The sequence below is a fragment of the Planococcus sp. 1R117A genome, assembly GCF_051417975.1.
In the GTDB taxonomy this organism is placed as follows: Bacteria; Bacillota; Bacilli; order Bacillales_A; family Planococcaceae; genus Planococcus; species Planococcus shenhongbingii.
In genome coordinates, this window is sequence record NZ_JBPRLO010000001.1 from 558,987 (window position 1) to 573,064 (window position 14,078).

General features: G+C 45.2%; 14 protein-coding genes and 1 other annotated feature. Of the genes, 2 read left to right on the forward strand and 12 right to left on the reverse strand.

The annotated features are described in order from the left end of the window. Nucleotides 1–14: 14 nt before the first annotated feature. From rbsD to ACSFXN_RS02545, 7 genes are all read right to left on the reverse strand, one after another. A complete protein-coding gene (gene rbsD, locus ACSFXN_RS02515; protein WP_437148626.1) occupies nt 15–401 on the reverse strand; it encodes a D-ribose pyranase in 387 nt (128 codons plus the stop codon). Then, on the reverse strand, nt 398–1,279 hold the full coding sequence (gene rbsK / locus ACSFXN_RS02520; protein ID WP_437148627.1) for a ribokinase: 882 nt from the start codon (nt 1,277–1,279) through the stop codon (nt 398–400). Before rbsK ends, rbsD begins: the two co-directional genes overlap by 4 nt. Continuing rightward, entirely contained in the window at nt 1,276–2,259 is a 984-nt protein-coding gene (locus tag ACSFXN_RS02525; protein ID WP_437148628.1) for a LacI family DNA-binding transcriptional regulator, read from the reverse strand. The genes rbsK and ACSFXN_RS02525 overlap by 4 nt, the downstream gene beginning before the upstream one ends. Nucleotides 2,260–2,397: 138 nt before the next feature. Next, nucleotides 2,398–3,642: a dicarboxylate/amino acid:cation symporter gene (locus ACSFXN_RS02530; RefSeq protein ID WP_437148629.1), complete on the reverse strand. Its 1,245-nt coding sequence runs from the start codon at nt 3,640–3,642 to the stop codon at nt 2,398–2,400. A gap of 250 nt (nt 3,643–3,892) precedes the next feature. After that, complete coding sequence (locus ACSFXN_RS02535; protein ID WP_437148630.1) at nt 3,893–4,879, reverse strand: quinone oxidoreductase family protein; 987 nt, start codon at nt 4,877–4,879, stop codon at nt 3,893–3,895. A gap of 22 nt (nt 4,880–4,901) precedes the next feature. Beyond that, nucleotides 4,902–5,486 carry a TetR/AcrR family transcriptional regulator gene (locus ACSFXN_RS02540; protein ID WP_437148631.1) on the reverse strand — a complete coding sequence of 195 codons (585 nt, stop codon included), beginning with the start codon at nt 5,484–5,486 and terminating at the stop codon, nt 4,902–4,904. 151 nt (nt 5,487–5,637) lie between these two features. Further along, nucleotides 5,638–6,357 (reverse strand): YebC/PmpR family DNA-binding transcriptional regulator, encoded by a 720-nt coding sequence (locus tag ACSFXN_RS02545; protein ID WP_437148632.1) that lies wholly within the window; start codon nt 6,355–6,357, stop codon nt 5,638–5,640. A 183-nt stretch (nt 6,358–6,540) separates the two neighbouring features. Between ACSFXN_RS02545 and ACSFXN_RS02550 the strand changes: the two genes are divergently transcribed. Continuing rightward, on the forward strand, nt 6,541–7,284 hold the full coding sequence (locus ACSFXN_RS02550) for an SDR family NAD(P)-dependent oxidoreductase (RefSeq protein WP_437148633.1): 744 nt from the start codon (nt 6,541–6,543) through the stop codon (nt 7,282–7,284). A 29-nt stretch (nt 7,285–7,313) separates the two neighbouring features. Here the strand turns inward: ACSFXN_RS02550 and ACSFXN_RS02555 are convergent, their stop codons facing one another. Then, the gene (locus tag ACSFXN_RS02555) at nt 7,314–7,553 is read right to left on the reverse strand and encodes a hypothetical protein (protein WP_437148634.1); all 240 of its coding nucleotides are present in this window, start codon (nt 7,551–7,553) and stop codon (nt 7,314–7,316) included. Nucleotides 7,554–7,566: 13 nt separating this feature from the next. Continuing rightward, a complete protein-coding gene (locus ACSFXN_RS02560; RefSeq protein ID WP_437148635.1) occupies nt 7,567–8,670 on the reverse strand; it encodes a nitric oxide synthase oxygenase in 1,104 nt (367 codons plus the stop codon). Nucleotides 8,671–8,807: 137 nt separating this feature from the next. On the opposite strand from ACSFXN_RS02560, the gene ACSFXN_RS02565 reads away from it, so the two are divergent. Next, nucleotides 8,808–9,593, forward strand: a complete 786-nt coding sequence (locus ACSFXN_RS02565; protein ID WP_437148636.1) for an HAD family hydrolase — start codon at nt 8,808–8,810, stop codon at nt 9,591–9,593. 45 nt (nt 9,594–9,638) lie between these two features. Here the strand turns inward: ACSFXN_RS02565 and serA are convergent, their stop codons facing one another. The 3 genes from serA to ACSFXN_RS02580 form a co-directional block, all read right to left on the reverse strand. Next, nucleotides 9,639–11,225 carry a phosphoglycerate dehydrogenase gene (serA, locus tag ACSFXN_RS02570; RefSeq protein WP_437148637.1) on the reverse strand — a complete coding sequence of 529 codons (1,587 nt, stop codon included), beginning with the start codon at nt 11,223–11,225 and terminating at the stop codon, nt 9,639–9,641. 5 nt (nt 11,226–11,230) lie between these two features. Continuing rightward, nucleotides 11,231–12,385 (reverse strand): pyridoxal-phosphate-dependent aminotransferase family protein, encoded by a 1,155-nt coding sequence (locus tag ACSFXN_RS02575; RefSeq protein ID WP_437148638.1) that lies wholly within the window; start codon nt 12,383–12,385, stop codon nt 11,231–11,233. Between the two features lie 67 nt (nt 12,386–12,452). Further along, nucleotides 12,453–12,682, reverse strand: a binding site (T-box leader). Between the two features lie 210 nt (nt 12,683–12,892). After that, nucleotides 12,893–14,068, reverse strand: coding sequence for an acyl-CoA dehydrogenase family protein (locus ACSFXN_RS02580; protein WP_437148639.1), 1,176 nt, complete (start codon nt 14,066–14,068; stop codon nt 12,893–12,895). Nucleotides 14,069–14,078: the final 10 nt, after the last annotated feature.

The window sequence follows — 14,078 nt, forward strand, 5'->3', positions numbered from 1 at the left end:
GGCTCACCTCCCTGTTAAAAAATTACTCCTGAACGAAGAATGATATTCGCATAAGGAGTCGCTTCCCCTGTGCGTATAATCAGTTTTGCTTGCTTGCTTTGTTCTTTCAGTTCCTCATGCGATATGTAGCCGGCTTCGATTTGTTCCTGAATTCCAGTTTCCACTTCCGGATTCCCTTCTGTTATTTCCAGGGCAATGAAAGCAGCTTCTATTTGGAAATCTTCCAGGACTGCGCCTAGAACCGTTAAGAAAGAAGGCTCTCCGATGCGGTATGATAAATCAATGCATGGTACGCCTTTCGGAATCGGCAATCCGCAGTCGCCTATTACCAATAAGTCTGTATGGCCGAATGATGCGAGAGAAGCTGCAATATCCCGGTTGATCATTCCCAATTTCTTCATAGCCGTTCCTCTTTCAAGCGTGCCAATACTTCTTCCCTTTTAGGCATTCCGCCTTGGGCACCGAATTTTTCAACAGACAAGGAAGCTGCCGCATTAGCGAAACGCACCGCTTCTTCAAACGGCATAGCTTCAGCCAGCGCCACACCGAGCGCACCATTGAATGTATCTCCAGCACCCGTTGTATCAACAGCTTCGGTTGTGAATCCTTCAACTATGACGTGGCGGGAGCCATCAAAATAGCGCGCCCCTTGTTGGCCAATTGTGACGATAAGCCGGTTTGGATATTGTTCGAGCGCTTTTTCCCAATCTTTGCCAAACATCTCTTCCGCCTCTGTTTCATTCGGCGTTAAATACGTTACGTAGGGCAGGAAATCATCTGTAAAACCTGTTGCCGGAGCCGGATTCAAAATAGTCGGCACCCCCTGCTGATGACAAATTTCCAATGTCCGCTGAATAACCGGAATCGGCATTTCCAATTGCATGATCACCATGCTGCTTCGTGACAACTGCGATTCAAAGGCATCCATTTCTTCCGCTTTCAGACCATGATTCGCTCCCGGAACGACGATAATCCGGTTGTCGCCTTCAGACAATAGGATGTTGGCAATGCCGCTTGTTCCCGGCATCCGTTTCACCGCTTCTATGTGGACGGATTCCATTTTCAATCCAGCAAGTAGCTCATCGCCGAAAGCATCAGTGCCAACCGCTCCAATCATATGCACTTCACTTCCAAGCCGAGCGGCTGCAACGGCCTGGTTGGCACCTTTCCCTCCAGGTACTGTCGTATACAGATCGCCCAAAGCCGTTTCTCCTTGTTTTGGAAAACGGCTGGTGCGCACGACCAAGTCCATGTTAATGCTTCCCACTACTGTAATCATTCTTCCACGCTCCTTGTAGTTCCCCGGATTTTCAGTTCCACCGGCACTTCGTAAAAATGCTGTTTCTCCGTTTGATTTTCTATCCGTTTGATCAAAACTCGGGTAGCGATAGCGCCCATTTTATAAACGTCCTGTGCTACTGTCGTCAATCCGGGTGACAGCATTTCCCCCATCGCGATTCCGTCAAAACCGACGATCTGCAGCTTATCCGGCACGCTGATGCCAAGCGTATTCGCAGCCTTTAAAGCGCCTGCTGCAGACACATCGCTGCTGGCGAATATGCCATCAATATTTTTTTGGTCCTGTAGGATTCTTTCCACTATTTTTTCTGATTCCGTAAAATGGAACGGACAGATTGCCACGTGGTAATCGATGCCGGAAAGGCGGATTGCATCCATAAATCCTTCATAGCGGTCATTAGCCGGGTTCAATTCTTCCGGTCCCCGCAGAAAGAGAATCTTCTTGCAGCCTCTCTCCAACAACGCGCGGGTTCCGATTCCAGCGCCTTCCCGGTTATTGGAAGCTACCGTAGGAATATTCGCATTGATCGCCCGGTCGAGCGCTACGATTGGCAAAGGAATATTAGCATAATGGGGAGCATCCAACTGGTTGGAGGTCACGATAAATCCATCAATGTATTTTTTCCTTAATGTTTCAATATAATTTTTTTCCTTTTCAGGATTTTCATCCGAATTGCATAAAATGACCGTATAGCCATATGTCAATGCCACATCTTCAACGGCGCGGGCCAATTCCGGAAAAAAAGGGTTGGTAATGTCGGGCACAATAAGTCCGATGATGTTCGTCTTTTTCGTGTTGAGAGAGCGGGCAACTGGATTCAGCTCATATTTCAACTCTTTCACAGCGTCGGCAACCGCTTTCGCTGCTTCTGCGCTGACATATCCGCTGTCATTCAAATAACGGGACACAGTCGCTACAGAAACTCCTGCTTTTTTTGCCACGTCTCTAATTGTCGTCATAATCATGCTCCGTTCTCGCAAATATGTAACCGGTTACACAAAATATACATCGTTCCATAAAAACTGTCAATATGAATTTTTGCAATAAAAAAACAGACTTTCAATGAAAGTCTGTTTTACTCGGTTCTTGTATCAATTTTAAGCGTTAACTTCTTCAGTTTCCTGTATTCGCTTGCCTTCTGTTTCTGCTACATAAACAGCACACGCTGCATCGCCTGTAATATTGATAGCGGTTCTTGCCATATCAAGCAAGCGGTCAATACCGATAATTAAACCAATTCCTTCAACTGGCAATCCAACGCTGCCAAGTACCATTGCCAGCATGATAAGCCCGACACCCGGAACTCCTGCTGTACCGACACTAGCCAATACCGCCGTCAAAACAACTGTAGCAAGCTCTACCAATGTCAGTTCAATTCCAAAGGCCTGTGCGATAAACATCGTCGCAACACCTTGCATGATTGCAGTGCCGTCCATATTGATTGTCGCCCCAAGCGGCTGAACAAATGAACTGATGGACTTTGGCACGCCTAATTCTTTCTGTGCTACTTCCATCGATACCGGTAATGTCGCGTTGCTGCTGGATGTACTAAAAGCTACACTCATGGCCGGTGCAAACTTCTTGAAGAACCAGATTGGATTTTTCTTGGCCAGAAACGCAACCGTTCCTCCATATGTAAACAAAGCATGAATAAGAAGTGCTGCTAAAATAACCACCATATAAGATCCCATTGCTTTCATCGCTGAAAATCCTTGCGATCCCACTGCTGTCGCAATCAATCCAAATGTCCCATAAGGCGCAAACTTCATGACCAGACCAACCAGATACATCATAATTTCATTTCCCTGTTCTACCAAACTGACGATGCCTTTTGTCTTTTCGCCAAGAGCTGTCAATGCTAATCCAATAAATACGGCAAATACGATAATTTGAAGCATATTGCCTTCTGTCATAGCTGCCAACGGATTGTCCGGTATAATATTTAAAAGAGTATCAGCTACCGAAGGAGCTTCCTCACTTTCGAATGAAGCACTACCAAGATCAAAATCTCCGGCAAGACCCGGCTGGATGACTGCTGCCAGACTAAGCCCAATTACTATTGCTATTGTCGTAGTCACTAAGAAATATGTAACCGTCTTAAACCCGATGCGTCCCAGTTTTGCTGGATCGCCAAGTCCGGCTGTCCCCAAAATAAGGGAAAATAGGACAAGCGGGACTACAAGCATATTAATCATGCTCAAAAATAGCTGGCCAAGCGGCACAAATAAAAATGTATTTAAATTTCCGAAAGCTCCAGGTGCAAATAGATTAATAAGTAATCCTACAATAGCACCTGTAACAAGTCCGGTTAATACTTTCACAGTTAAACTCGTTTTTTTCATGCATCTCTTCCTCTTTCTATTTTGACTTAAGCATTAGTTTAACTGAAACATAAAAAGATATACAAGTTTTAAATGTATTCTGCCAATAATATTAATTAATATACTTCTATAGCATTAAGCGGCATAGACATTTTACCCTATCCAATCTCATAGTGTTCAAAAAATTGAAAAAGAAGAGGCAATGAAGCGGGATGAAAGTCATAATAATAACCCGCCTTCCTTCAGGAGGAAAGCCGGTTATTTTTTGGACTCAAGGCACTAGCAAAATTTTGCCGATGCTTTTCCTGCTTTCAATATGGGCATGCGCTTTTGAAGCTTCCGCTAATGGAAAGCGTTTCGAAATGGCCATTTCGAGCTTTTTCTCAAGCAAGAATTCTGTTATTTTTTCTGCAGCTTCCTGCAGAAATTCCGGACGTTGTTTGCGGTAGGTTCCTGTGCTGTAGCCGATGACTGAGCGGCAGCTGGAATGCAGATCCGCGGTTGTGATATTACCAGGCACAGATCCTGTATTGCCATGGCCAAAAGAAATGATTCTGCCAAAAGGAGCCAGGCATTTCATGCTTTTCTCAAAGTTTTCTCCAGCGACAGTATCCAGAATGACGTCCGCTCCCTTGCCGCCCGTCAGTTTTTTCACTTCTGCTGCAAAATCCTCTGTCACATAGTTGATCACATGGCCAGCCCCGAAGTTTTTGGCTACTTCCTTTTTTTCATCACTGCCAACCGTTCCGATGACCGTTCCTGCACCGAAGATTTTGGCTAACTGAATCGCCGTCAAGCCGATGCCGCCTGCCGCCGCATGAATCAGGATGGTTTCTCCCGGAGTGAGCCGCGCCATTTTCCGGATGACATTGTATGCTGTAATTCCCACCGTCAAAGAAGCGGCGGCTGTTTCGATATCCAGCTCATCCGGAACCATATAAGTCAAATCTTCATCCGCTGCCGCATACTCGGCGTAAGACCCTTCTTTCGGAAATGCCATCACCCGCTGCCCCGGCTTAAACTTCGTTACTTCACTGCCTACTTCGATAATTTCTCCCGCACAGTCAAGTCCCGGAGTAAACGCTGTTCCCGATGCTGTACCATGGTATTGACCTTGGCGTGCTTTAATGTCTGCAAAATTCACGCTGATTGCCTGCACTTGTATCAGCACCTGATTTGGGGCAATTTTTGGTTCCTCCACTTCTTTAAGCTGCATGACTTCAGGCGCCCCCAGTTCCTTCACGACGATTGCTTTCATTCGCCCACCCCCCTAAAATTTTTCAGGTTAAGATTTTAAGTAGATAATCCGCATAAATCTGTTCAATTTCCTCTTTGCTGAATTCTCCTTCTGGCGAATACCAGACTTGAATCCAATTGGCCGCACCTAAAATAATCATCCTGGCCATTTTTTTTTGGTTTACCGTGAACTCCCCTTTTTGAATTCCCTGCTGAATCATTTGATCGAAAAGCCCCGCATATGCATCTCTCTTTTTTACAATCGGATCGATGTATTCTTTCGAGAAAATCTGCTCCGGTTTTACCGTCAGATTGAAAATTTCTTTCTCCTGTATGGCAATATCCAAATGAACTTTTATGGCTGCCTTCATTTTTTCCCCGGAGGAAATTTCCTTTCCATATATGCCTTCCAACTGATTAAAAGCATTAGACAGGATTAAATCATGGCATTGAAACAGCAATTCTTCTTTGTTCTTAAAATAATAATAAAGTGATCCCTTAGTCATCAGCAGTTCAGCTGCAATATCTTCCATTGTCGTATTATGGAATCCTTTTCTTGAAATGACCAAACTAGCTGAACGAAGGATATCTTCTCTTTTCTTAACCGCTTTTTTTTCTCTTAGATTCATCGCAGCACCTCATACTTCTTAATTTTCTCCTTGCCTGCTTTCTTATGCTTTTTCCCTATTATAAATTACCGAAACAATTTTGAATGTTCGATGAAATTAAGCAAATAAAAAATAAGCCCTTCATTATAAAATGAAGAGCTTTCAATCTCTATTATTCACCTAAATCAACGTTATGATAAACCTGTTGCACGTCTTCCAAATCTTCGATTGCATCAATCATTTTCTCGAACTGCACTTGTGCATCTTCTGGCAGTTCCAACTCGTTCTGTGCCAGCATCGTCAATTCAGCAACACTGAATTCAGTGATGCCTGAATTCTTGAATGCTTCCTGCACAACGTGGAATTGGTCCGGTTCGGCGTAAACAATCACGGACTCTTCTTCTTCGATGATATCACGTACGTCCACATCTGCTTCCATTAACAATTCAAGCACTTCATCAGCTGTTTTGCCTTCAATGCCGAACACCGCTATATGGTCGAACATATACGAAACCGATCCGCTGACGCCCATATTTCCGCCGTTCTTGCCGAAAGCCGCACGAACATCTGAAGCAGTGCGGTTCACGTTGTTTGTCAATGTATCGACAATCACCATTGAACCATTGGGGCCAAAGCCTTCATAGCGAAGTTCGTCGTAGCTTTCTTCTGAACCGCCTTTAGCTTTTTCAATGGCCCGGTCAATGATGGCTTTTGGCACACTATATGTTTTCGCACGTTCAAGTACCACTTTCAGCGCCTGATTCGATTCCGGATCCGGCTCGCCTTGTTTAGCGGCAACGTAGATTTCCCGGCCGAACTTCGCATAAATACGGCTTGTATTCGCGTCTTTGGAAGCTTTTTTCTCTTTAATATTATTCCACTTACGTCCCATATGGTTTCCCACTTTCTTTCAACTTTGAATGTGAAGAACGTTCACTAACTTCCATTATATAATAAACTCCGCATTTCTATCGACTTATATACTCAAAAACTTCATCAACTGGTTTAAACCGTTATCTTGAAGGCAAGACACTATAAGAGAAGGATGAATTAAATTTAAAAGGAGGAATTCCAGATGGCAGAAAACAAAGCAATCATTATTACAGGCGGAGCTAGCGGCATCGGGCGCGAGGCTGCTTATCAATTAGCCAAAGCAGGAAATGCAATTGTGGTAGCCGATTTTAACGAGGAAGGCGCAAAAGAAACTGTATCGAATATCGAAGCGCAAGGCGGCAAAGCTGCTGCTTTTAAAGTCGATGTATCAAAAGCGGAAGAAGTAGAAGCGATGGTTGATTTCGCGGTTGACACATTCGGTACATTGAATGGCCTATTCAACAACGCTGGCATCGGGCTGGTCAAGCCATTGCTTGAAATGGACCCTGCTTCTTACCATAAAGTAATTGATGTCGATCAGCACAGCGTCTACTACGGCATTTATTATGGGGCGAAGAAAATGGTAGAACTCGGAGCCAAAGGGACAATCGTCAACACCGCTTCCATTTACGGCTCAATGGCTGCAAGAGGCAGCTTCAACTACAACGCCGCAAAAGCCGCAGTCGTGATGATGTCCAAATCCGGAGCCCTTGAACTTGCCGAACATGGCATCCGTGTAGTCGGAGTTGCTCCTGGATTCATTGATACTCCGATTCTTGGAGACAATGAGGAGATGAAAAAAGCCTTGTCCGCGCTTCATATGCATAATAAACTGATTCAGCCCGAGAAAGTGGCGAATGTCGTGAAGTTTTTGTTCTCTGAAGAAGCATCTGCTATCAACGGTTCAACTGTAGCGGTAGATGACGGATTCCTCAGCTTTAAATAAAGAAATCTTCAACTAGAAAAAAGCTGCCTTCAGTCAAAGGCAGCTTTTTTGGTTTTGCTTTTATCTACTCGGAAGTACTCGGAAATTTGTACGACTCGGACGTTTCCCGTATGCAGTTCATGGTAAATTCCTCTGCTGTCTGTAAACGATACATACTGACCGCGTTCACTGCGAACCAGCGCTTCCGCTTTTCCCTGTGACTCCACATGGATAAATCTGCGGATGTAATGTTCTTCATCAAAAAAATACGTAATTTTGAATTCCTTCAAAGCATCCATCCCCTTATTTAGAATACGGAGCCTTTTGAGAAAAGTAATTCGGTTTGACTACATCATTTTTATACGGCTTATGGAAAATATGCGTGGTCGCTGGCGACATCGGCGGAATCAGCCATGCCCAGTTGCCGGTCAGATCTCTGCCCGCCGCATCTTCTTTTTTTTCAAAACTTTTAAACTGCTTGGCAGCGGTATGATGATCCACAATGGTAACACCGGCCTTCTGGAATGAATCCAGAACCGCAATATTCAGCTCCACCAACGCCTTGTCTTTCCACAACGAACGATTGGACTCGGTATTCAAGCCCATCACTTCCGCGACAGCCGGCAGCAGGTTATAACGGTCTTCATCAGCTAAGTTGCGGGCTCCTATTTCCGTCCCCATATACCATCCATTGAACGGTGCCATCGGATAATGGATACCGCCTATTTCCAATTTCATGTCGGAAATAATCGGAACGCCATACCATTTGGCCTGCAGCTCTGCAAAACCGTCAAATTCCGGATGCTCCAGTTCTACTTCGATTACAGATTCTTTAGGCATTTCAAAATAACGGGGCTCTTCCCCTTTCACTTGAATGACCAAGGGCAGTAAGTCGAAATGCGTCCTTTCACCTTGCCAGCCTAATTTTTCGCATTGCTTAGTGAACTCGATGGAAGTCGAATCTCCTATAATTTCTCCGTCTTTTTCATAACCGGCGTACCGGATCAATTGGTGATTCCAGATTCTCATCGCGTCTTCGCCAATTGCAGCTGGCGGAAAAACAGTGAGCGTTGGCCGGATCTTACCGTTATTCGCCGCAAATTCAATGTGATTCACCAAAGCGTCATAAACCCCTTCGGCAGTGGTTTGCCGGCGTTCATCAAAAATGGTCAATGAGTTCCAGAAAAGGCGGCCGATGCAGCGGTTATTATTGCGCCATGCCATCCGGGCACCATGTTCAAGCTCTTCAAATGTATGTCGATACGTATCAGTAGTTTCAATTTCAGTGGCAATTTCAGCAATTCTATCATTCAGTTGTTGCTCATTCTTCCCTAATTCATAGTAGCAACCGGATAAAAACTCTATCGCTTCGTCGAGTAAAGCATTGGGTGTCCCCACAGCGTTCAACTTCATCACTCCTCGTCAACATCATATCATCATCTATTCATTTTTTTCACTTGCAGAACCTTTACGCACTTTGTTTTTTGAGAACAGGTGCAGTACACTTGAATTGAGCGAAAATACAGTCACAAGGAGAATTATTGATGGTAAAGGCTATTTTTTTTGATTTGGATGACACGTTATTATGGGACAAAAAAAGTGTTGCTTCGGCATTCCAGAAAACTTGTGAATTGGCAGCGGACAAAAGCGGGAAAGATTGCGCCGAGCTTGAAGAAGCCGTTCGCCAGGAAGCAAGCGGCCTTTATGCGGCATATGCAACTTATCCTTTCACCCAGATGATTGGCATTAATCCCTTTGAAGGGTTATGGGGAACTTTTGAGGACGAAGGCGCTGATTTTCAGGAAATGAAAAAAATCGTTCCCGAATACCGGCGTGATGCGTGGACACGCGGTTTAAAAAGAATCGGCATCGATGACCCGAACTTGGGCCAGGAGCTTGCTGAATATTTCCCTGAAGCCCGCAGACAGAGCCCTGTGCTATATGAAGAAACACTCTCCGTACTTGATCAGTTGAAAGGAAACTATGAACTTTTGCTGTTGACGAACGGTTCTCCAACTTTGCAGAATATCAAACTTGAAATCACTCCGGAAATTGCCCCTTATTTCGACCACATTGTCATTTCAGGAGCATTCGGTAAAGGAAAGCCCGATCCTGCGATATTTAAACATGCACTGGCCAAATTCGGCTATCAGGCAGACGATGTATTAATGGTTGGCGACAATTTAATGACCGACATCATCGGAGCCGAAAAAGCCGGCATCCGCTCAGTATGGATCAACCGGGAACAAAAAGCGCCAAACGAAAGCATCATTCCTACATACGAAATCACACATCTTGAAGAACTGTTTCCGATTCTAGAGAAGCTTTAGAAACACAAAAGAGACCCTTCGATAAGGGTCTCTTTCCGTTTTCATTCACATATTAATAGCTGTTACATGTTCGATCTCCGCCATGCTTGCCAATTGCGCTAAGCCGCTGTCTTCAGCCATTTTATCAATTGACAGCATCATGATGGCGTCTCCGCCTGCATTTGAACGGAATACCTGCATCGTTGCGATATTGACTCCTTCTTCGCCAAGCAAAGTTCCAACACGCCCGATCACGCCCGGCCGGTCATTATGGCGGATAAAGACCAGATGCCCTTGAGGCACGATATCCACCAGGTAATTGTCCACTTTGACGATACGGGCCCCTTGTCCATTCAGCAATGTGCCGGCCGCTGTTCTTGTACCGTTAGCTGATTTCACTTCCATTGTGATCAAATTAGTAAAGCCTTTTGCAGTGGTCGACTTGCTTTCATTGACCGTGATTCCTTTTTGATTGGCCAAATACAAAGCATTGACGTCATTAACGTTTTCCCCGAGATGGCGCTTCAGCAAGCCTTTTAAGGCATTACGCGTTAGCGGGCCTACTTCTACGTTCGCCAAATCCCCTGAATAATGGATATGAACTTCTTCGGCAGTGCCTTCACTCAAATCTGTCAGGAATCTTCCAAGGCGTTCAGCCAAATCGAAATAGGGCTCGATTTTCGCCATAATTTCTTTTGGAACAGACGGCAAGTTGACGGAGTTGCGGACAATACCGGTTGTGAAATAGCTGATGACGTCTTTGCTGACATCCACTGCGACGCTTTCCTGCGCTTCAATTGTGCTGGCCCCTAAATGCGGTGTGGCTACAACTTCCGGCAAATCCAATAAGCGGAAATCCACCATCGGTTCCTGTTCAAAAACGTCAAGCGCAGCTCCAGCCACTTTTCCGCCTTTGATGGCATCATACAGCGCATTTTCATCAATGATGCCGCCGCGTGCGCAGTTAATGATTTGGACGCCGTCTTTCATAATTTTAAATGCTTCCGCATTGATCAAGTGGCGCGTTTCCTTCAATAAAGGGGTATGGACTGTGATAAAATCCGCCGCCTTCAATACATCTTCTACTGAACCGAAATCAACGCCCATTTTCCCCGCTTTTTCAGCTGTCAGGAATGGGTCATAAGCAATGACATTCATGCGCTGCCCTTTTGCCCGCGCCGCTACTTCCGTACCAATCCGCCCAAGTCCGATAACGCCGAGTGTCTTGTTTTTAAGTTCCACTCCGACATACGATTTCCGGTCCCAATTCTGGTTGCGCAAGGCATAAAAAGCCTGCGGGATTTTACGCGCCATCGACATCAGCATCGCAATGGTATGTTCAGCAGCCGAATTTGTATTGCCATCCGGCGCATTGACGACGATGACGCCGTGTTCCGTGGCCGCTTCCAGATCAATATTGTCGACCCCCACTCCGGCTCGGCCAATGATCTTCAAATGCGTCGCTTTTTCAATTATGTCTCGTGTGACTTGTGTCTGGCTTCGAACAAGCAAGGCATCAAAATCTTTGATTCGTTCTCCCAATTGTTCCGGAGTCAGATTCGTTTCCATGACAAGATTAAAGCCATCGGCCTGGCGCAATGGATAAATTCCATCTTCACTTAATGGATCGCTGATTAAGATATTATATGTCATTGTGATTACTTCCCTTCATTCAAGTAAATTTGTTGTGCAGCTTGAACACCTTTGCCCAGTTCAATTTCTTTCCCTATTTTAATCAAGCCAATTTCCATAGCAGCAATCGCCTGCAGCATATCGGCTGGAGAACAATACCCCATATGGCCGATGCGGAAGATGGTTTTTGCCAAATGCTGCTGACCGCCCGCAACTTCAAGGCCAAACTCTTTCTTCATGATTTTCCGGAACGCTTCTGAATCGAAATCCGCCGGTTTAACCGCTGTAACGGTAGGGGAAGCTGCTTCGTCGTTTGTCAGAAGCGGGATGTCCAACGCTTTAAATGCAGCGCGTGTCATATTCATCATCAGCTGGTGCCGGCTATAGACCTGCTCCAACCCCTCTTCTTCCAGCAATTCAAGCACTTGCTGCAAGCCGAACAAAATCGATAATGCCGGCGTGAATGGTGTCGTATCTTTTAAAATATTGTCGCGGTGCTTTTTCAAGTCCAGATAAAAACGCGGCTGCGGGTTCGCTTCGATTTTAGCCCAGGCACGTTCGCTTGCCGCTACGAAGGAGAGCCCTGCAGGAAGCATAAAGGCTTTTTGGGAACCGGTCACAACGACATCAATTTCCCACTCATCCATTTTCGTTTCTGTTCCTCCAACACAAGATACACCGTCAACAATAAACAATGCTTCGGACACTTCTTTCACGGCTGCTGCCATTTCTTTCACCGGGTTTAATACACCGGTTGATGTTTCGCAAAAAGTCGATAGCACCACTTTTACTTCAGGATGCTTCTGTAAGAATGCTTTTACTGTTTCCGGGTCTGCTGCTTGCCCCCACTCCACTTCCAGCACATGGGTTTTTATATCATAAGCCTTACAGATTTTCACAAAGCGCTCTCCAAAAGCCCCTGTTACTACAACTAATACTTCTTCGCCTGGCGATACTGTATTGACGACTGCCGTTTCAAGGCCTGCCGTTCCACTGCCCGTTAAAATCATCACTTCCTGCTGTGTGCCGAAAACGCGTTTCAATTTCGGACGGATATCACCGATCATGTCAGAAGTGCTTTGCCCTCTATGGCCGATCATCGGCTGGCTCATGGCCCGGTTGACGCTCGGCGGGATTGGCGTCGGTCCTGGGATTCGTAAAATTTGTTGGTCAGTCAGCATAATGGTATTTCCCCTTTCGTATCCGGAAGCAGCAATAAAAAAGACTCCACACCTCCTCACATAAAATGCAAGGGGCGAAGAGTCTTTCGATTCGCGGTACCACCCTAATTCACTGCTTCAGTTTTCAGAAACAGTCTCATTGGTTCACATGCGTAACGGGCACGAGCCGGATGGACCTACTTAGTTTCAATCCATCTATTCAGAAGTGCTGCCAAATGCTGGAATCGCTGATTTTCACCACCCATCAGCTCTCTGAAGATTCCTGTGCATAAAGCTTATCTTCGTCAAAATAGTTAATTTATTTTTTAATTGAGTCCATCATAACAAATTCAAAAAAGTTGTCAATATATAAAAAATTTTTAGATTATTATGGAACCGTTTTCATTTTCAGAAAACCTTTATCCTTTACGGTTCTAGAAGTAATTAAATTATTTCCACTTTTTCTTATCTCTATAAAAAAGATTGCCGAAACATATCAGCAACCTTTTTCATTCACCATTCATATTTTCAATAAGATCTTGGCATGCCAAGCACATTCTGTCCCAAGAAAGCCAAAATCATGTTATTGCTGACTGGCGCTACTTGGTACATGCGGGTTTCCCTGAACTTTCTCTCCACGTCATACTGATCAACAAAACCGTAGCCGCCGTGTGTATCCAAGCAAACATTGGCAGCCTTCCAGCTGGCTTCACTTGCTAAATACTTTGCTAAATTGGCTTGTTCCCCGTATTTTTCACCTTCGTCGTATTTCCGGGCTGCTTCATAGCGCATCAAATCCGCTGCTTTGATGGCTGCATATGCTTGGGAAATCGGAAATTGAATCCCTTGGTTTGTGCCGATTTTCCGATCAAACACTTCCCGTTCATTGGCATAATTAACCGCTTTTTCAATGAAAAAATATCCGTCGCCAATGGCTTCGGCAGCAAGCAAAGTCCGTTCTGCATTCATGCCGTCGAGCACGTAACGGAATCCTTTTCCTTCTTCCCCGATCAGGCATTCCGATGGTATTTTCATATTCTTATAATAAACCTGGTTGGTGGCATAATTGAACATTGTGCGGACAGGTTCGACGACGAAAGTTTCCGGCTGTTTTTCCCGTACCTCACGCAAGTCCACTAGGAACAAACTGAGTCCCTCGGTTTTCTTTGCACCCAATTGGTCGATAGGAGTGGTTCTTGCAAGCAGCATCAGCAAATCCGACTGCAGCACCCGGCTCGTCCAGTTTTTATGGCCATTGACAATATAGCCGCCATCCACTTTTTCAGCAAACGTCTCGATAGCTGTCGTGTTGGACCCTGCCGATTCCTCCGTGACTGAAAAAGCCTGGAAGCGGAGGCTGCCTGTAGCAATTTCGGGCAAATACTTGCGCTTCTGCTCTTCGCTGCCATGTTTCAATAGAGCTCCCATTGTATACATCTGGGCATGGCATCCTGCCGCATGGCCGCCAGAGCGGTTGATTTCTTCCAGAATAATTGTCGCTTCCGTCATGCCATAGCCTTTCCCACCATATTCCTCTGGGATTAAAGCAGACAAGTAGCCGCTTTTCGTTAAGGCATCTACAAATTCATAAGGATATTCGCGCTCTAAATCCAGCTTTCTCCAATACTCGTTTGGAAATTGCGAACATAATTGGCGTATTTCTTCTCTTAATCGTTCTCTTTCCTGCACATTTAACTTGGCCACTAGCTTCTCC